We start from the raw sequence: 16,380 nt of genomic DNA, 5'->3' as shown, positions 1-16,380 counted from the left end.
GATCGCCCGGGGTGGGGCCCGGGCGAGGTCGGGAACGGCTCCGCCCACAGTAGGCAGACCCGGTGTCGTGACCGTGGCACGAGCGTGTCGCGTCTGCGCGCCGGGGGATCCGAGTGTCGGCCCCGGCCTTTCCGCGCCGGACTCGGACCGTCGGCACGCCTGCTCGAGGGATCGAAGAACCATTCGGGCCGGGTCGATGGCGCGCCCAGGGCGGCGTTTCTGCGAAGGTGCAGGTCAGAGAGTTGGGGCCGGCGCTGTGGTCGGGTCGACCCGGCCCGAATGGTTCTTCGCCGCCGCTTCCGGCGGTATGGCGGGAGGCGATGAACTCGGACAGAAGGGCCGCGACGGCGTCCCGGCCGCCTGCTCCTCGGACGCCGCCCGCGCACTCCTCGACCGGATGAGCACCGACGCCGAATTCTCGTTCGACGAGGGTCGAGGCGGGTCGAGGCGGTCCGGCGCGAGCCGGGCGGTCTCGATGCGGTTGCGGATCCTTGGAGCCGTTGTGGCCGTGCGTCGTTCGCTGCGAGACTCACGTGATGAGCCGCGCCGACACGGAAGAGACCGACACCCGACACACGTTCTTCGGCCACCCCCGGATGCTGGCGAACCTCTTCAGCGTCGAGCTGTGGGAGCGCTTCTCCTTCTACGGCATGCAGGGGATCCTGCTCTATTACATGTACTTCGCCGCCGCCGAAGGTGGGCTCGGCATCGACCAGGGCGTGGCCACCGGCCTCGTCGGCGCGTACGGCGGCGGGGTGTATCTCTCGACGATCCTCGGAGCGTGGCTGGCCGACCGGGTGCTCGGGTCGGAGCGGGTGCTCTTCTTCTCGGCGGCCATCATCATGCTCGGCCACATCTGCCTGGCAGTACTGCCCGGCGCGCTCGGGCTCGCCGCCGGCCTCATCCTCGTCGGCGTCGGCTCGGGTGGCCTCAAGGCGAACGCGACCTCTCTCGTGGGCACGCTCTACGCCGAGAAGGACGAGCGCCGCGACGCCGGCTTCTCGATCTTCTACATGGGCATCAACCTGGGCGCCCTCGTCGGCCCGCTCATCACGGGATGGCTGCAGCAGTCGTGGGGCTTCCACGTCGGGTTCGGCGCCGCCGCGGTCGGCATGGCCGTCGGTCTGACGCAGTACGCGCTGACCCGGAAGAACCTCCCGGCCGAGGCCCACCATGTGACGAACCCGCTGCCGCGCTCGCAGGCCGGGCGGTGGGTCGGCATCGCCGTGGCCGCCCTCGTCGTCGTCGTGATCCTCCTCGTGACGGGCCTGCTCGACGCCGGGAACCTCGACACGGTGATGGCGGCGGCCGCCATCGTCGCGTCGATCGCCTACTTCGCGCTGCTCCTGACCAGCTCCCGCGTCACCGAGATCGAGCGCAGCCGCGTGCGGTCGTTCATCCCGCTGTTCCTCGCCTCCGTCGTCTTCTGGGCGCTCTTCCAGCAGCAGTTCACGGTGGTGGCCATCTACGCGGAGCAGAGCCTCGACCGCAGCCTCTTGGGCTGGACGATGCCGCCGAGCTGGGTGCAGTCCATCAACCCGGTGTTCATCATCGTGTTCGCGGGCGTCTTCGCCGCGCTCTGGACGAAGCTCGGCTCGCGACAGCCCAGCTCCCCGCTGAAGTTCGCCGTCGGTCTCGTCGTCATGGGCCTCGCGTTCCTCGCGTTCATCCCGTTCTCGGGGGGCGGTCCCAACGCCACCCCGCTGCTCGCGCTCGTGGGGATCCTCTTCCTCTTCACCTGCGCCGAGCTCTTCCTGTCGCCCATCGGTCTGTCGATCGCGACGAAGCTCGCCCCCGAGCGGTTCCGCACCCAGATGGTCGCCCTGTTCTTCCTGTCCATCTCGCTCGGCACGACGTTCGCGGGCATCCTCGCCGGCTACTACGACCCCGCGACCGAGGTCACGTACTTCTCGTGGATCGGCCTCACCGCGATCGTCGCCGGCATCCTGCTCGCCCTGCTCGTGCCCACCCTGAAAAAGTCGATGCGCGGAGTGCACTGAGCGGCTCCCCGGCACCGACCCCGCCGCACCGTCGAAGGACACCAGACATGACCCGCGTGCGCATCGACCTCAACCTCTCGCTCGACGGCGTCGCGTCGCCGGCGGGCAAGACCCCCGAGAATCCGATGGGCGAGGACTGACAGCGGCTCACCGCCGCCTATGCCGCGACGCGCACGTTCCGCGAGCGCGTCCTCGGTGACACGAGCGGGGGCGGCACGACCGGCGTCGACGATTCGTACGCCGCCGCCTACTTCGAGGGGGTCGGCGCCGAGATCATGGGCGCCGGGATGTTCGGCCTCCACTCCTTCCCCGACGACCCGGACTGGCGGGGCTGGTGGGGTGACGAGCCCCCGTTCCGGGCCCCCGTCTACGTCCTCACCCACACGGCGCCGCGGCCGCCGATGCCGATGCAGGGCGGCACGACCTTCCACTTCCGCGACGCCGCCATCGAGGACGTGCTCGCCGAGGCGGTCGAGGCCGCCGCAGGTCAGGACGTCCGCATCGGCGGCGGCCTCGGCACCGCTCGCGCGTTCCTGCGCGCCGGCCTGGTCGACCACCTGCACGTCTCGATCGCCCCGATCGTCCTGGGCCGGGGCGACCGGCTGTGGGACGACCTGCACGGCCTCGACCTCACCCACGAGGTGACGACGGAGGTCGCCGAGAGCGGCACGATGCACGTCACCTTCGAACGGCCGGGCGACGCCGAACCCACGCGCCGGAGGACGTCATGACCGGCCCGCTGTCCGCAGGTGACCACTACGTCGCGCTCGGCAGTTCCTTCGCCGCCGGGCCCGGCATCCGACCGCACGACAGATCCGCACCACGTCGGGCCATGCGTTCGCGGGGCAACTACCCCCACCTGGTGGCCCAGGCGTGGGGGCTGCGCCTCACCGACATGACCTTCTCGGGGGCGACCGCGGACGGGATCGCCGGGGCCGACGGCCGGCCCTGCCAGCTCGACGCGGTGACGGCGCAGACCCGGCTCGTCACCGTCACGTGCGGCGGGAACGACGTCGGCTACATCGGCGGCCTCACCCTCGGCGCGGTGCCGGGTTCGTCCTGGGTGCCGCCCCTGCGCCGCGGGCTGTCGGACGTCATGACGGCGGCGGACGCCCGGTTCGCGGTGCTCCCCGAGACCTTCGATCGCCTCTTCGGCCGGGTCCGCGAGCGCGCTCCCCAGGCCAGGCTCGTCGTCGTGGACTACCTCACCATTCTCCCGCCGCCGGGGCAGCCCGTCCGCGGGGTGAGCCGTGCGGTGGCCGACTGGGGGCGGGAGACCGCCCAGCGGCTCGCCAGGACCACCGGTGAGGCCGCTGCGCGCGCCGGTGCGACGCTCGTCCCCGCGTCGGAACGGAGCGTGGACCATCACGCCTGGTCCGCGGCGCCGTGGACCAGCGGACGGACGCTCAGGATGGGGTCGGGTTCCCCCTTCCACCCCAACCGCGCCGGGATGGCCGCCGCGGCGGACCTCGTCACCGCTGCGCTCGGGCGGTGAGGTCCCGCCCCTGCCGACGAGGTCGGCGGACGTCTGCGGGCCGTCGTGGCGGAGGTCGGCCGCAACGAGCCGTCACCCCCTGCGTCGGGACGCCGGCCTCAGGCGCGTGACGTCGCCAGTCGGGCCCCGAAACCGAGCAGGGCCACCCCCGAGACGGCGTCGATGGTCCGCCGCACGACCGGTCGCAGCAGGCGGTCCCGGAGGGCGCCGGCGAGAACCGCGAGGACGATCAGGTAGGCGGTGCCCAGGGCCGGGAGCACCCAGGCGTGCACGAGCCACTGCCAGACCGGGGCCGTGACGCCGACGAACTGCGGCAGCAGCGACAGGTAGAACACGAACATCTTCGGGTTGGTGATGTTGGTGAGGAATCCCTGCCGCAGCCCCTTCGCCCGCTCGCCCGGGCCACCGGTCTGCGGGTCCGTCTCGTACCTCCCGCGCCAGGCGGAGCGCAGCGCCTGGACGGCCAGGTAGAAGAGGTAGGCGATGCCCAGCCAGCGCAGCGTCGTGAACAGCACCTGGGACCGCACGATGACGGCCCCCAGACCGACGGAGACCAACGTTCCCTGGATCACCGACGCCGCGCCGACCCCGAGGGCCGTCGCCGCTCCGGCCGAGCGCCCGTGCATCACCGTGTTGCGCAGGGTCACGATGAAATCGGCGCCGGGCACGAGCACGACTACCAGGACCACGACAACGAACTCGATGCTCATGGCGTCTTCCCCTCCGTAGCCGCGACCTCGCCAGGCTAGCCCGCGCGAGGGGTGGGGAGGTGCTCTTCCAGCCACTGCTGCGTCACGGCCCAGGCCTGCGCCGACGCCTCCGGGTGGTGCAGGGGCAGGTCGCCGTTGTCGAAGGCGTGATCGGCGCCCTCGTAGGTGAGGAACGTCGTGCCCGCCTGGGCGGTGAGGACGGCCTCGAGCCGGTGCACCGTCTCGTCGTCGATGTACTGGTCGGCGAGCCCGAAGTGGTGCAGGCTCGGCGCGGTGACCGTCCTCGTGTCGACGAGGCCGGGCAGCGCCGACCCGTAGAAGCTGACGAACGCGTCGACGCCCCGGCCGCCGCCCTCGGGCGACTCGAGGTGGGCGGCGACGTCGAAGCCCAGGCCGCCCCCGAAGCAGAAGCCGATGAGGCCCACGCCCCCGGTGACGTCGTCCAGGCTGCGCAGATGCCGGACGGCGCAGGCTCCGTCGAGGACCGCGGACTGCCAGTCGATCGACGACATCGCGGCGAGGCCCCGGTCCATCGCGTCGGGCCCCTCGAACGGGCCGACGTCGCCCATGCGCCAGTAGATCTCGGGCGCCAGCACGACGTAGCCGAGGTCGGCCAGGTCCTGCGCCCGCCGCCGGACGTAGCCGCTGATGCCGAAGATCTCCTGCAAGAACACGAGCCCCGGGCCCGTGCCCGACGCGGGCAGCCAGAGGTGCGCCGGCATCCGCAGACCGTCATCGGTGGGCAGGCTCATCGTCGCGGGCGTCACGACCCCGACGATAGCGCTCGGCGCCGAGGTCGCGCCCTGTCCCGGCGGGCGCCGCTGTCCCGCGGACGCCGTGGGAGTCTACTCGAAGCAGCAGCAGCATCATGATGCTAGCTTTGGCGCATGAGGACGACGATCACGGTGGCTGACGACGTCGCCGCCGAGATGGACCGCCTGCGTCGGGTGGAGGGGCTCGGCCCCAGCGAGGCACTCAACCTGCTCGCGCGGCGGGGGATGGCCGGCGGGACGACCCGGCCCGCGCCGTACCGACATCACACGGCCGACGTGGGGGTGCGGATCGACGTGAGCAACATCGGGGAGGTCCTGGACCTGCTCGACGACGAGCCCAGCGGCACAGCCGACGGCGACGTACGTGACCGGCAGGGTTCCTCGGCCGGATGATCCTCGACGCCAACCTCCTCATCTACGCCGTCGACACCCGGTCACCGCACCACGCGGCGGCCGCGGCCTGGCTCACCGAGGCATTGAACGGCGACCGCCGCGTCGGCCTGCCCTGGCAGACCATCGGGGCATTCCTGCGCATCATCACGCACCCTCGCATCACGGCCGGCCCCCTGTCGGCCGCGCAGGCCCAGCAGCACGTGGACGGTTGGCTCGCGGCCGGCCCCGCGTGGGTGCCCCCGGCGAGCGAGCGCACCGCGGCCGTCTACGCGCAGATCGCCCGCCGGCACCACGTCACCGGCAACCTCGTGCCGGACGCCCAGCTCGCCGCCCTGGCCGTGGAGTTCGGGGTGGCGGTCGTCTCGGCCGACAGCGACTTCGCTCGCTTCCCCGAGGCGCGCTGGGTCAACCCGCTCGGTTGAGCTGGGTCACCTGCTCTCACCGGTGGACGCGTCGGCGGCGCCGCCGATGGCGTGGTGGATCCGCCGGTCGCAGGGTGGGATCAGGGCTGGTGCGCCGAGCGGGTGCCCCCCGCCCGACGAAGGGCCGGGTCCTTCGGTCTGGGCAGCGGCATCGTCGCGCACTATTATGCCTTCATGCGCACCACGGTCGATCTTCGCGATCCGCTCATGCGCGCGGCCAAGGCCCGCGCGGCCGAGGCGGGGGAGTCGCTCAAGACGTTCTTCGAGCGGGCCGTCACCCGCGAGCTGGGTGCAGCTCCGGGCGGGGCGGGCAAGGGCGGCGTCGACTACCCGCTCGTCCCGTCGTCTCGAAGGGGCATCGACCTCACGAACGAGCAGGTGGAGGAGATGCTCGCCGACGACGAGGTCGAGCACTACGCGCGATGATCCTCATGGACGTCGCGTCTCGGTATCCGTTCGTTCGGGTCCTCACCATCGCCTGATCAGGGGACCTCGGCCCGCCGCGCCTGCCGACGTCGTCGACCGGTGGCAGGTGTCGCCGCGCCCGGTCAAGCGGTCTCACGGAGCCAGCGCTCGGGCGGTGAGATCCCGCCCCGTGCCGACCTGGTCGAAGAAGGTCTGGCGGCCGTCGTGGCGTAGGTCGGCGGCCAGCGCGGTCAAGGTGCCGTAGGCGGCATAGGTGAACGCCGCGCCGACGGAGACGCGGGCGACGCCGAGGTCGGCGAGCTCGCGGACGCTCGGTCCGTCGGGGCGCAGCAGCGCGTTGAGGGGAGCCTCGATGCTCGCAAGGATCGCGCGCAGGTCGTCCGGGCTCGTGACGAACGGCGCGTAGAGGACGTCGGCCCCCGCCTCCTGGTAGGCGACGAGCCGCGCGATCGTGTCGTCGAGGTCGGGCCGGCCGCGCAGGTAGTTCTCCGCGCGCGCCACGAGGGCGACCTCCTCGCCGAGGGCCTCGCGCGCCGCCCGCACGCGCTCGACCGCCAACGGCGTCTCGAGGATCGCGTCGCCGCTCCAGTCCTCGAGCGAGCAGCCCGCGACGCCGGTGGCCGGCACGAGGCGCATCGTCGCGGCGACCTCCTCCGGCGAGCGTCCGAAGCCGTCCTCGAGGTCGGCGTTGACCGGCACCGGCACCGCCGCGGCGACGGCCGCGCTGTGCGCCAACGCCTCCTCCCGGCTCACCTGCCCGTCGTCGCGGCCCAGCGTCAGCGCGAACCCGCCGCTCGTCGTCGCCAGCGCCTCGAAGCCGAGCGCGACGAGGCATTTCGCGGACCCACCGTCCCGCGGGTTCGGCATGAGGAGCGGGTCGCCGGGGCGGTGCAGGGCGAGGAACTCGGCGGCGCGGGTCATGCCCCGATCGTGGCACCGCCCGGCGTCCGCGGCCAGGGGCTTGACCCTGACGCACGGTCAACCCCGCACGCTCGGGTCATGACCACGACACACGCCATCGACGTCGCCGGACTGACCAAGTCCTACGGCGACCACGCGGTCCTCCGGGGCGTCGACCTGCGCATCCCGGCGGGCACGATCTGCGCGCTCCTCGGCTCCAACGGGGCCGGCAAGACGACCGCCGTGAAGATCCTCTCGACCCTGCTCGGCGCCGACGCGGGGAGCGCGACGGTCCACGGGTTCGACGTGGCGACGCAGGCCGCCGACGTCCGCGCCTCGATCAGCCTGACGGGCCAGTTCGCCGCCGTCGACGAGATCCTCACCGGCCGCGAGAACCTCGCCCTCGTCGCCCGCCTGCGCCGCCTGCCCGGGCCGGGCCGGATCGCCGACGATCTCCTGCGCCGGTTCGACCTCACCGACGCGGGCCGGCGCCGGGTCGCGACGTACTCCGGGGGGATGCGCCGCCGCCTCGACATCGCGATGAGCCTCGTCGGCGACCCGCCCGTCCTCTTCCTCGACGAACCGACGACGGGCCTCGACCCGCAGTCCCGACAGGAGGTCTGGGCGACGGTCCGGGCCCTCGCCGGAGCCGGCACGACCGTCCTGCTCACGACGCAGTACCTCGAGGAGGCCGAGCGCCTCGCCGACGGGATCGCCATCCTCCACGAGGGCCGGATCATCGCCGCGGGCACTCTCGCCGAGCTCACGGCGCGCCTGCCCGCACCCCACGTCGACGACGTCGAGAAGCAACCGAGCCTGGAGGACGTCTTCCTCGCGCTCGTCTCCCCCACCGGCTCCGAGCACTGAGGATCACCATGCGCACGCACGCCGTCCACGACACGACGACCCTCTTCTCGCGGTCGCTGCGCCACATCCTGCGCAGCCCCGACACGATCCTCACGACGGCGATCACGCCGGTCGCCATGCTGCTGCTCTTCGTCTACGTCTTCGGCGGCGCGATCGACGTCGGCGGCGGGAGCTACGTCGACTACCTCCTGCCCGGGATCCTGCTCGTCACCGTCGCCTCGGGCATCGCCTACACGGCGTTCCGGCTGTTCACCGACGTGTCGAGCGGCATGTTCGAGCGGTTGCGGTCGATGCCGATCAGCCGGTCCGCGCTCCTGTGGAGCCACGTGCTCACCTCGCTCGTCGCGAACCTCGCCGCCCTCGTCCTCGTCGTGCTCGTCGCCCTCGCCATGGGCTTCCGCACCGGCGCCGGCCCGGTGGCCTGGCTCACCGTCGCCGGGATCCTCGCGCTCTTCACGCTGGCGCTGACGTGGCTCGCGGTGACCCCCGGGCTGACGGCGACGTCGGTCGACGGCGTCTCGGGTTCTCCTACCCGCTGATCTTCCTGCCCTTCGTCAGCTCGGCGTTCGTCCCCACCGGGGGCATGCCGGCGCCGGTGCGCTGGTTCGCCGAGCACCAGCCGGTCACCGCGATCGTCGACACGCTGCGACGCCTCTTCGCGCAGCAGCCGGTCGGCGCGCAGGGGTGGATCGCCGTCGCCTGGTGCCTCGGCATCCTCGCGGTCGCCTACCTCCTCGCGATGCGCACCTATCACCGCAAGGTCGCCGGATGACGGTCGCGAGCGCGCACACTGGCGCCATGCTGACGATCGGGCGGCTCGCCGCGTACGCCGGCGTGACGGTCCGCGCGGTGCGGCACTACCACCGGATCGGCCTGCTGCCGGAGCCGGAGCGCGACCACTCCGACTACCGGACGTACGACGCGGCCGCCGTCGTGCGGCTCATCCGGATCCGCACGCTCGCCGAGGCGGGCGTGCCGCTGGCCCGGGTCCGTGAGCTGCTCGACGCCGACCCGGCGACCTTCGCCGCGGGGGCGCACGAGATCGATCGCCGGCTGCGCGCCCAGATCCGCACCCTGCAGGAGCACCGAGCGAGCATCGCCCGGCTCGGCTCGAGCGAGACGCTCGCCCTGCCGCCCGAGGTGCTCGACTACCTCGATCGACTGCGCGCCATCGGCGCCCCGGAGGAGATGATCGCGCCGGAGCGGGAGGCCTGGATCCTCATGGCGGCGCGCTGGCCCGAGCAGATCCCCGCGATGATGGCCGACAAGGTCGCCCAGCTCGAGGACCCCGAGGTCGTCCGGCTCTACCGCCTGCTCGGCCGGCTCGCGCAGGACTGGCAGGACGAGGCGCTGCTCGCCGAGACCGCCGACCTGCTCTGCGACCTCTTCGCGCAGGCCGACGCGAGCGGCGCCCTCGACCGGCAGGACGACAGCACCCCCGACCCCGCCTTCGTCGGGCTCGTCGACGCCCTCGCCGACAGCGCCCACCCCGTCGTCGGGCGCCTACGGGAGCTCATCGAACAGCGCGGCTGGAGCGGGTGGACCCGCGTCGAGAAGAGCGACCCGTGACCGTCGGGGGGTCGGATCGGCGAGCGCCTCACGGGCGGTGGATGCGCCCCCACGGGATCCCCACCCGGACGGGACCGTTGAGGGCGTCGGTCAGCCGGTCGCGGGTGCGTTCGGGACGGGGGGCGACTCCTCCACCCCATCAAGCAGGATGTCGGCGTCGAGCAGCATTAGCGCGCGTCCGCCCCCTCGAGGACCTTGAGGGCGTCGGCGAGTTGGACACGTCGCCCCGCACGCCCAGGGCCCGGGTGCGCTGCCGGAACGGGCGCCGCGGCACGGCCTCGACCGTCAGGCCACGCCGCATGCGGTCGTCGACCGCCTCGCTCACGCCTCGACCATGCTCACGGCGCAACTGCTCCACCGCCGCGGCGGTGTCGAGTTCCACCGTGGTGCGCATGGCTCCGGCCTGGCGAGCGCATGCGCCACTTGGCACGTCGATGTGAACGAGCGTCATCGGCGATGCGCGCGAGAGTCCCCGCGCTGGATGTCGCCCTCCTCGAGGGCGTCGATGGAGGTCGCGGGGAGGCTGCGCTCGACGTGGGCGTGCATGAGGTCGCGGGCGCCGTCGGCGTCGCCGGCCGCGACGAGGTCGAGCAGCTCGTGGTGTTCGCGGTGGTCGCGGGTGCGGGGCCCCTCGCCCTGGGGGAGAGCGAGCCCGAGGCGCCGGTAGCGGTCGGACTTGTCCCACAGGTCGTCGAGCCGGCGGGCGAGCACGTCGTTGTGGGAGGCGAGGGAGAGCGCCCGGTGGAAGTCGCGGTGCGCACCCAGCGCCTCCTCGCCCCACTCGCGGGTCACCGGTCGCAGCCGCGTGGCCGCCGCCCGCAGCGCCGCCAGGTCGGCGTCGGTGCGGCGCTGCGCCGCCAGCGCCGCGGCGCCGGGCTCCAGCAGGAGCCGCACCTCGAACAGGTCGCGCGCCTCGGCGGCGCTCATGCCGGCGATGCGCGCGTTGCGGTGATGGCCGAGCTCGATGAGCCCCTCGCTGCTGAGCCGGCGGATCGCCTCGCGCAGCGGGGTGATGCTCATCCCCATCGCGTCGGCGAGCTCGTACTGATCGAGTCGCGTCCCCGCCTGCAGGGCCCCGGTGAGGATCCGATGGCGCAGCTCGGCGTAGGCGACGTCGCTCTTGCTCGAGAAGACGTGCGCGGTGCTCATGGGGCCTCCCTGATCCGTCGTCGTCGATGCTACCGCCGTCTCATAAGACCGCCTTGCGCGCCGGAGGGGCTGGTGGCTAGGGCTCTCATATCTTATAAGTGACCCGAGAGGCCGCCCGATGAAGATCGTCTCCGTCCACGAGGGCGTCGTCCCGATCAGCTCCTCGATCCGCAACGCGTGGATCGACTTCAGCACGATGGACTGCTCGATCTTCGCCGTCGTCTCCGACGTCGTCCGCGACGGCAGGCCGGTCGTCGGCTACGGCTTCAACTCCAACGGGCGCTACAGCGCCGGCGAGATCCTGCACCGCCGGATCGTCCCGCGCCTACTCGCCGCCGACCCCGACGCCCTCCTCGCCGAAGACGGCCGGCTCGACCCGACCCGCGCGTGGGACGTCGTCATGACGAACGAGAAGCCCGGCGGCCACGGCGAGCGCTCGGTCGCGGTCGGCGTCGTCGACATGGCGCTCTTCGACCTCGCCGCCAAGCTCGCCGAGCAGCCGCTCTACCGCTGGCTCTCGGACCGGTACGGCGACGGCGAGCCCGACGACCAGGTCTTCGTCTACGCCGCGGGCGGCTACTACGCGCCGGGCAAGACCCTGACCGACCTGCAGGAGGAGATGCGGCGCTTCCTCGACTCCGGCTACCGCGTCGTCAAGATGAAGATCGGGGGCGCGGATCTCGCGGAGGACCTCGAGCGCATCGAGGCCGTCCTCGACGTGCTCGACGGCGAAGGTTCGCGCCTCATGGTCGACGTCAACGGCCGCTTCGACCTCGACACGGCGCTGGCCTACGGCAGGGCCATCGAGCCGTACGGCCTGTTCTGGTACGAGGAGGTCGGGGACCCGCTGGACTATCGGCTCAACGCCACCCTGAGCGAGCACTACCGCGGCCCGATCGCGACGGGCGAGAACCTCTTCTCGCTGCAGGACGCGCGCAACCTCATCCGCTACGGCGGGATGCGCCCCGACCGCGACTTCATCCAGGTCGACCCCGCGCTGAGCTACGGCCTCACCGAATACCTGCGCATCCAGGACATGCTCGCCCAGCACGGCTGGTCCTCCCGGCGGTGCATCCCGCACGGCGGGCACCAGTTCTCGCTGCACATCGCCGCGGCCCTCAAGCTCGGCGGCAACGAGTCCTACCCCGGGGAGTTCCAGCCGACCGGCGGCTTCGCCGACGACGCCGTCGTGCGCGACGGCTACGTGGGGCTCACCCAGACCCCCGGCATCGGCTTCGAGGGCAAGGCCGCCTTCTACGAGGTGCTGCGCGAGCTGCACGACTGAGCCGCGACGGCTCGGCCCGGCGCGCGAGGGTACGGCCGGGCCGTCGGACGCGTCAGGCCGGGTCGTCGGGGAGGGCCGCGAAGGCCTTCTTCGCGTCCGTGTACCAGCCGAGCGACTTCTTCGGGTGCTTCCAGCGCCCGCGCATGTCGGCGTTCGCGGCCTCGTGCGCCGCGTCGCCGGCGGCCACCGCGTCCTTGAGGTGCTGGTCCTGGGCCTTGATGACGTCGTCGGCGCTCTCGCCGCGGTGCCCCAGGTCGCACGGGCCGCCGAGCTGGCGGCAGGTCATGGTCTTCATGGTCCGACTCCTTCGTCGAAATGAGAGTTGTACTCTCGATATGAGAGAGCGTGTCCTAGGATCGGGGGCATGTCAAGGGACGACGGGCGGGCGGCGTCACCCGCCGCGGGGCGCGGGCAGGCGCGCACCCGGCTGGCGCGGGCGGCGGTGATCGGCGCGGCGCGGCGCGAGTTCGTCGAGCGCGGCTACGGCGCGACGACGGTCGAGGCGATCAGCGCCGCCTCGGACGTGCCGGCGGCGACCGTCTACCGGCTGTTCTCCTCAAAGCTCGGCATCCTCAAGGCCCTGCTCGACACCTCCATCGCGGGGGACGACGCGGCCGTCCCGGTGGGGGACCGGCCCGCCGTGCGCGCCGCGCTCGCCGACCCCGACCCGCGTCGCCGCCTCGCCGGCTTCGCCGCGGTGGCCGCCGGCATCAACGCGCGCACGCAGCCGGTCCATCGCGTGCTCACCTCGGCCGCGGACGCCGACCCGGCCGCCCGGGAATTGCTCGCCGACCTCGACGCGCAACGCGGCCGCGGCCAGGGGGAGGTCGTGCGCTCGCTCGCGCGCAGCGGTGCCCTCGCGCCCGGCGTGCGGCCGCGCGCCGCCGCCGACGTCGTGCACGCGCTCATGTCACCGGAGGTGTACCGACTGCTCGTCGTGGAGCGAGGGTGGTCGCCGGCGCGCTACGAGCGCTGGCTCGCGGCGACCCTCGCCGCACAGCTGCTCGCCGACACCACCGCCGCACCGCCCGAGGGGGACGCCCCCGACCCTGCCTGAGGGGTCGGCTCACCCGGGCCGGGCGGCGAGCGGCGGCGGCGACGTCGCCAGGCCGCGACCGCCGCCCCCAGCCACGACGCGAGCACGACCGTCGCGACGACGCCGAGCACCTGCGTGTTGAGCTCGGCGGGGTACATGACGCCCTGGATGTAGGTGTCGATGAATCCGGTCGGCGCGAGTCCGCGCATCCCGGCGCCGTGGCGGGCCCAGTTCTCGAGCAGCGTGAGCGGGCAGACCCAGTGCCACGCCTCGATCCCGAAGGCCCACACGGCCGTGGCCAGGTGCGGCCACGCGACCCAGGGGTGGCGCCAGGCCACGAACCCGCCGCCGATGAGGAACACGAGGAAGGCGAAATGGGCCAGCATCGCGACGTTGGCGATGACGAGAAGGACCCAGATCATGCGTCTCAGGGTAGGGGCGCGGACGGCGCCGGACCGGACGCCGCGCCCGCCCCTGTGGACTCACCGCGGCCTTGTGCCCCGCGGTGACGGAGGACTAGGGTCGAGGCCACTTCGTGGTGGACAGCTCACGATGTGAACCCCTGGAGGACTCTGTGTCGACGACGACACCGCCCGATCGGCGTGGCGACGCCGCGCCCGAACCGGCCCTCGTGTGGCGAGGGTGCACCAAGACGTTCGAGACCCCGGGCGGCGGCTCCTACGACGCGGTCCGCGACATCGACCTCGTCGTGCCCGCCGGGAGGTTCGTGTCGATCGTCGGCCCGACCGGGTCGGGCAAGTCGACGATCCTCAACATGGCCGCCGGCCTGCTCGAGGCCTCCAGCGGGGAGGTCGAGAGCTTCGGCGCCCCCGTGCGCGGCGTCAACCGGCGCGCGTCGTACATGTTCCAGCAGGATGCGCTCCTGCCGTGGAAGACGGTGCTCGACAACGTGGCCCTCGGGTTGACCTTCGCCGGCGTCGACACGCGGGAGGCGCACGACCGCGCCCGCGTCTGGCTCGAGCGCGTCGGCCTCAAGGCCTTCACCGACCGCTACCCGCACCAGCTCTCCGGCGGGATGCGCAAGCGCACGGCCATCGCGCAGGCGTGGATCGTCGACCCCGACATCCTGCTCATGGACGAACCCTTCTCGGCGCTCGACGTGCAGACCCGCCAGATCATGGAGAACGAGCTGCTCAACCTGTGGAGCGGGTCGGGCAAGGCCGCCGTCTTCATCACCCACGACCTCGACGAGGCGATCGCCCTCTCCGACGAGGTCGTCATCCTCGGCGCCGGCCCGGGCAGCACCGTCGTCGCGACCTACGAGATCGACATCCCCCGGCCGCGCGACCTCCTCGAGATCCGCGACGACCCGGCCTTCATCGACCTGCACCGCGAGATCTGGGGGCGGCTCAAGCAGGAGGTCGAACGCACCTACGCGGCCCAGAACGAGCGGGAGTCGGCATGAGTGCGCAGGGCGGGACGACCCGGGACGACACCGCGCTGCAGGCGGCGGGGGTGCGGCGCCGCCAAGGACGAGGCGTCTCGAACCTGGCCATGCGCGGGTTGCAGCTGCTCCTCGCGCTCGTCGTGCTCGGGCTCTGGGAGCTGGGGGGCCGCGCGGGCCTCATCGACCAGTTCTTCTTCCCGCTGCCGTCGGACATCTTCGCGACGGTCTGGACGTGGGTGTCGTCGGGCTACGTCTTCCCGCACCTGTGGGTGACGATGCAGGAGTCGGTGCTCGCCTTCGTCATCGGCGCGGCGCTCGGGCTCTTCCTCGGCTTCCTCCTGGCCCGGGTGCGCTTCCTCGACCGGCTGTTCGACCCGTTCCTGCAGATGTTCAACGCGCTGCCCCGCGTCGTGCTCGCGCCGATCTTCCTGCTGTGGTTCGGCCTCGGGATCTGGAGCAAGGTCGCGTTCGGCGTGACCCTCGTCTTCTTCATCGTCTTCTTCAACACGCTCGAGGGCGTCAAGGGCGTCGACCGGGTGCTCGTCGACAACGCGCGCATGCTCGGCGCGAAGGAGAGCCACCTGCTGCGGCACGTGTTCGTGCCGAGCGCGCTGACGTGGATCTTCTCGAGCCTGCACATCAGCGTCGGGTTCGCCATCACCGGCGCCGTCGTCGGCGAGTACCTCGGCGCCTCCGCCGGCGTCGGCTACGCCATCGCGCAGGCCCAGGGCGTCTTCGACACCCGCGGCGTCTTCGCCGGCATGTTCATCCTCATGGTCGTCGTCCTCGTCGTCGACGTCCTTGTCAACCGACTCGAGCGCTACCTGCTGCGCTGGCGTCCCGCTCGCTGATCCCCCTCCGCCGCTCGAAAGGTCGCCCGTCATGCGCACTCCCCACCGTCTCGTCGCCGTCGTCGCCGTGCCGCTGCTCGCGGTCGTGGCGGCCTGTGGATCACCCCAGTCCGCGCCGCCCGGGCAGGGAGGGGGCGGCGCGACCGGCGGCGGCGGGAACGCCGACACGAAGGTGACGATCGGGATCGGCGGTCAGACGCTGCTCACGTACCTGCCGACGACGCTGGCCCAGGAACTCGGCTACTACAAGGAGGCCGGGCTCGACGTCTCGCTGCAGGACCTGCAGGGCGGGTCCAAGGCGTTGACCGCCATGATCGGCGGCTCGACCGACGTCACGAGCGGCTACTACGAGCACACCATCCAGATGCAGGCCAAGAACCAGCAGGTCAAGGCCTTCGCCAACCTCAACCAGTCGCCGGGGGTCGTGCTCGTCGTCGCCCCGAAGAACAAGGATGCCGTCAGCAAGGTCGGCGATCTCCAGGGCAAGAACATCGGGGTGACCGCGCCCGGTTCCTCGACGGACATGTTCGTCAAGTACCTGCTCAACAAGAACGGGCTGCCCCTCGACGCCGCGTCCGTCTCGGGCATCGGGGCGGGGTCGTCCGCCGTCGCCGCCGTCGAGAAGGGGCAGGTCGACGCGGCGGTCATGCTCGAGCCCGACATCACCGTCCTCGCCAAGCGCATCGGCAGCGCGCCCAAGGTGCTCGCCGACACCCGGACCCACCAGCAGGTGCAGGCCCTCTACGGGACGCAGACGTGGCCGTCCTCCTCGTTCTACGCGAAGTCCGACTGGCTGCAGCAGAACCCCGAGAAGGCGAAGAAGCTCGCGAACGCCATGACGAAGACGCTGACGTGGATCCAGCAGCACTCCGGGGAGGAGATCGCGGCCAAGATGCCGGCGAACTTCAACGGCGGGGACGCGGCCCAGTACGCGAAGGTCGTCGGCGAGCTCAAGGAGACCCTGAGCAAGGACGGGAAGTTCACCGACGCCGGCGCCCAGGCCGTCCTCAAGACGCAGCAGCTCGCGAACCCCGAGGTCAAGGGGAAGACCATCGACCTGGCCACGACGTACACGAACGAGTTCGTCGGCGGCTGA

18 protein-coding genes and 2 pseudogenes are annotated in these 16,380 nt (G+C 72.2%); 14 read left to right on the top strand and 6 right to left on the bottom strand.

What is annotated here, in order from left to right; genetic code table 11:
• Positions 1 to 536 precede the first annotated feature (536 nt).
• The 3 genes and pseudogenes from ICW24_RS02135 to ICW24_RS02125 all read left to right on the top strand — a co-directional run bounded on the left by ICW24_RS02135 (position 537) and on the right by ICW24_RS02125 (position 3,495).
• A complete protein-coding gene (locus ICW24_RS02135; RefSeq protein ID WP_226344057.1) occupies positions 537 to 2,000 on the top strand; it encodes a peptide MFS transporter in 1,464 nt (487 codons plus the stop codon).
• A 47-nt stretch (positions 2,001 to 2,047) separates the two neighbouring features.
• Positions 2,048 to 2,731 (top strand): annotated as a pseudogene (locus ICW24_RS02130) (dihydrofolate reductase family protein).
• On the top strand, positions 2,728 to 3,495 hold the full coding sequence (locus ICW24_RS02125) for an SGNH/GDSL hydrolase family protein (RefSeq protein ID WP_226344056.1): 768 nt from the start codon (positions 2,728 to 2,730) through the stop codon (positions 3,493 to 3,495). The pseudogene ICW24_RS02130 and the gene ICW24_RS02125 overlap by 4 nt, the downstream one beginning before the upstream one ends.
• Positions 3,496 to 3,593: 98 nt before the next feature.
• Here ICW24_RS02125 and ICW24_RS02120 read toward each other — a convergent pair whose 3' ends face one another.
• Positions 3,594 to 4,205: a LysE family translocator gene (locus ICW24_RS02120; RefSeq protein ID WP_226344055.1), complete on the bottom strand. Its 612-nt coding sequence runs from the start codon at positions 4,203 to 4,205 to the stop codon at positions 3,594 to 3,596.
• A gap of 35 nt (positions 4,206 to 4,240) precedes the next feature.
• On the bottom strand, positions 4,241 to 4,972 hold the full coding sequence (locus ICW24_RS02115; protein WP_226344054.1) for a dienelactone hydrolase family protein: 732 nt from the start codon (positions 4,970 to 4,972) through the stop codon (positions 4,241 to 4,243).
• Positions 4,973 to 5,092: 120 nt separating this feature from the next.
• Between ICW24_RS02115 and ICW24_RS02110 the strand changes: the two genes are divergently transcribed.
• From ICW24_RS02110 to ICW24_RS02100, 3 genes are all read left to right on the top strand, one after another.
• Positions 5,093 to 5,371: a CopG family transcriptional regulator gene (locus ICW24_RS02110; RefSeq protein ID WP_226344053.1), complete on the top strand. Its 279-nt coding sequence runs from the start codon at positions 5,093 to 5,095 to the stop codon at positions 5,369 to 5,371.
• Positions 5,368 to 5,793, top strand: coding sequence for a TA system VapC family ribonuclease toxin (locus ICW24_RS02105; RefSeq protein ID WP_226344052.1), 426 nt, complete (start codon positions 5,368 to 5,370; stop codon positions 5,791 to 5,793). The genes ICW24_RS02110 and ICW24_RS02105 overlap by 4 nt, the downstream gene beginning before the upstream one ends.
• Positions 5,794 to 5,967: 174 nt before the next feature.
• On the top strand, positions 5,968 to 6,219 hold the full coding sequence (locus ICW24_RS02100) for a hypothetical protein (RefSeq protein ID WP_226344051.1): 252 nt from the start codon (positions 5,968 to 5,970) through the stop codon (positions 6,217 to 6,219).
• Between the two features lie 132 nt (positions 6,220 to 6,351).
• Here the strand turns inward: ICW24_RS02100 and ICW24_RS02095 are convergent, their stop codons facing one another.
• A complete protein-coding gene (locus ICW24_RS02095; RefSeq protein WP_226344050.1) occupies positions 6,352 to 7,140 on the bottom strand; it encodes an isocitrate lyase/PEP mutase family protein in 789 nt (262 codons plus the stop codon).
• Between the two features lie 78 nt (positions 7,141 to 7,218).
• Here ICW24_RS02095 and ICW24_RS02090 point away from each other — a divergent pair, with 78 nt between their 5' ends.
• From ICW24_RS02090 to ICW24_RS02080, 3 genes and pseudogenes are all read left to right on the top strand, one after another.
• Entirely contained in the window at positions 7,219 to 7,986 is a 768-nt protein-coding gene (locus tag ICW24_RS02090) for an ABC transporter ATP-binding protein (RefSeq protein ID WP_226344049.1), read from the top strand.
• A gap of 8 nt (positions 7,987 to 7,994) precedes the next feature.
• A pseudogene (locus tag ICW24_RS02085) lies at positions 7,995 to 8,758 on the top strand (ABC transporter permease).
• Positions 8,755 to 9,555 (top strand): MerR family transcriptional regulator, encoded by an 801-nt coding sequence (locus tag ICW24_RS02080; protein WP_226344048.1) that lies wholly within the window; start codon positions 8,755 to 8,757, stop codon positions 9,553 to 9,555. The pseudogene ICW24_RS02085 and the gene ICW24_RS02080 overlap by 4 nt, the downstream one beginning before the upstream one ends.
• A gap of 447 nt (positions 9,556 to 10,002) precedes the next feature.
• Here ICW24_RS02080 and ICW24_RS02075 read toward each other — a convergent pair whose 3' ends face one another.
• Complete coding sequence (locus ICW24_RS02075) at positions 10,003 to 10,704, bottom strand: GntR family transcriptional regulator (protein WP_226344047.1); 702 nt, start codon at positions 10,702 to 10,704, stop codon at positions 10,003 to 10,005.
• A 118-nt stretch (positions 10,705 to 10,822) separates the two neighbouring features.
• Between ICW24_RS02075 and ICW24_RS02070 the strand changes: the two genes are divergently transcribed.
• Positions 10,823 to 11,989 (top strand): mandelate racemase/muconate lactonizing enzyme family protein, encoded by a 1,167-nt coding sequence (locus tag ICW24_RS02070; RefSeq protein WP_226344046.1) that lies wholly within the window; start codon positions 10,823 to 10,825, stop codon positions 11,987 to 11,989.
• A gap of 52 nt (positions 11,990 to 12,041) precedes the next feature.
• Here ICW24_RS02070 and ICW24_RS02065 read toward each other — a convergent pair whose 3' ends face one another.
• Positions 12,042 to 12,284, bottom strand: a complete 243-nt coding sequence (locus ICW24_RS02065; protein ID WP_226344045.1) for a hypothetical protein — start codon at positions 12,282 to 12,284, stop codon at positions 12,042 to 12,044.
• A gap of 69 nt (positions 12,285 to 12,353) precedes the next feature.
• Here ICW24_RS02065 and ICW24_RS02060 point away from each other — a divergent pair, with 69 nt between their 5' ends.
• Positions 12,354 to 13,046 carry a TetR/AcrR family transcriptional regulator gene (locus ICW24_RS02060; protein ID WP_226344044.1) on the top strand — a complete coding sequence of 231 codons (693 nt, stop codon included), beginning with the start codon at positions 12,354 to 12,356 and terminating at the stop codon, positions 13,044 to 13,046.
• Here ICW24_RS02060 and ICW24_RS02055 read toward each other — a convergent pair.
• Positions 12,953 to 13,447 carry a DUF2784 domain-containing protein gene (locus ICW24_RS02055; protein WP_226344043.1) on the bottom strand — a complete coding sequence of 165 codons (495 nt, stop codon included), beginning with the start codon at positions 13,445 to 13,447 and terminating at the stop codon, positions 12,953 to 12,955. The genes ICW24_RS02060 and ICW24_RS02055 overlap by 94 nt on opposite strands.
• 152 nt (positions 13,448 to 13,599) lie before the next feature.
• On the opposite strand from ICW24_RS02055, the gene ICW24_RS02050 reads away from it, so the two are divergent.
• From ICW24_RS02050 to ICW24_RS02040, 3 genes are read left to right on the top strand one after another with little or no spacing between them, the layout of a single operon-like run.
• Positions 13,600 to 14,451 (top strand): ABC transporter ATP-binding protein, encoded by an 852-nt coding sequence (locus tag ICW24_RS02050; RefSeq protein ID WP_226344042.1) that lies wholly within the window; start codon positions 13,600 to 13,602, stop codon positions 14,449 to 14,451.
• The gene (locus ICW24_RS02045) at positions 14,448 to 15,284 is read left to right on the top strand and encodes an ABC transporter permease (RefSeq protein ID WP_226344041.1); all 837 of its coding nucleotides are present in this window, start codon (positions 14,448 to 14,450) and stop codon (positions 15,282 to 15,284) included. Before ICW24_RS02050 ends, ICW24_RS02045 begins: the two co-directional genes overlap by 4 nt.
• Positions 15,285 to 15,315: 31 nt before the next feature.
• Positions 15,316 to 16,380: an ABC transporter substrate-binding protein gene (locus tag ICW24_RS02040; protein WP_226344040.1), complete on the top strand. Its 1,065-nt coding sequence runs from the start codon at positions 15,316 to 15,318 to the stop codon at positions 16,378 to 16,380.

The organism is Agilicoccus flavus, assembly GCF_014857905.1.
Lineage (GTDB): Bacteria > Actinomycetota > Actinomycetes > Actinomycetales > Dermatophilaceae > Agilicoccus > Agilicoccus flavus.
The sequence above is the reverse complement of the archived record's forward strand: the minus strand, read 5'-3'. Positions and strand labels throughout refer to the sequence as shown.

What these genes read in the sequence shown, in the direction of transcription:
- ICW24_RS02065 (WP_226344045.1), bottom strand. Translation starts at nt 12,284, where the DNA reads ATGAAGACCATGACCTGCCGCCAGCTCGGCGGCCCGTGCGACCTGGGG.
- ICW24_RS02090 (WP_226344049.1), top strand. Translation starts at nt 7,219, where the DNA reads ATGACCACGACACACGCCATCGACGTCGCCGGACTGACCAAGTCCTAC.
- ICW24_RS02135 (WP_226344057.1), top strand. Translation starts at nt 537, where the DNA reads ATGAGCCGCGCCGACACGGAAGAGACCGACACCCGACACACGTTCTTC.
- ICW24_RS02120 (WP_226344055.1), bottom strand. Translation starts at nt 4,205, where the DNA reads ATGAGCATCGAGTTCGTTGTCGTGGTCCTGGTAGTCGTGCTCGTGCCC.
- ICW24_RS02070 (WP_226344046.1), top strand. Translation starts at nt 10,823, where the DNA reads ATGAAGATCGTCTCCGTCCACGAGGGCGTCGTCCCGATCAGCTCCTCG.
- ICW24_RS02100 (WP_226344051.1), top strand. Translation starts at nt 5,968, where the DNA reads ATGCGCACCACGGTCGATCTTCGCGATCCGCTCATGCGCGCGGCCAAG.
- ICW24_RS02095 (WP_226344050.1), bottom strand. Translation starts at nt 7,140, where the DNA reads ATGACCCGCGCCGCCGAGTTCCTCGCCCTGCACCGCCCCGGCGACCCG.
- ICW24_RS02080 (WP_226344048.1), top strand. Translation starts at nt 8,755, where the DNA reads ATGACGGTCGCGAGCGCGCACACTGGCGCCATGCTGACGATCGGGCGG.
- ICW24_RS02125 (WP_226344056.1), top strand. Translation starts at nt 2,728, where the DNA reads ATGACCGGCCCGCTGTCCGCAGGTGACCACTACGTCGCGCTCGGCAGT.
- ICW24_RS02045 (WP_226344041.1), top strand. Translation starts at nt 14,448, where the DNA reads ATGAGTGCGCAGGGCGGGACGACCCGGGACGACACCGCGCTGCAGGCG.
- ICW24_RS02040 (WP_226344040.1), top strand. Translation starts at nt 15,316, where the DNA reads ATGCGCACTCCCCACCGTCTCGTCGCCGTCGTCGCCGTGCCGCTGCTC.
- ICW24_RS02060 (WP_226344044.1), top strand. Translation starts at nt 12,354, where the DNA reads ATGTCAAGGGACGACGGGCGGGCGGCGTCACCCGCCGCGGGGCGCGGG.
- ICW24_RS02055 (WP_226344043.1), bottom strand. Translation starts at nt 13,447, where the DNA reads ATGATCTGGGTCCTTCTCGTCATCGCCAACGTCGCGATGCTGGCCCAT.
- ICW24_RS02110 (WP_226344053.1), top strand. Translation starts at nt 5,093, where the DNA reads ATGAGGACGACGATCACGGTGGCTGACGACGTCGCCGCCGAGATGGAC.
- ICW24_RS02105 (WP_226344052.1), top strand. Translation starts at nt 5,368, where the DNA reads ATGATCCTCGACGCCAACCTCCTCATCTACGCCGTCGACACCCGGTCA.
- ICW24_RS02075 (WP_226344047.1), bottom strand. Translation starts at nt 10,704, where the DNA reads ATGAGCACCGCGCACGTCTTCTCGAGCAAGAGCGACGTCGCCTACGCC.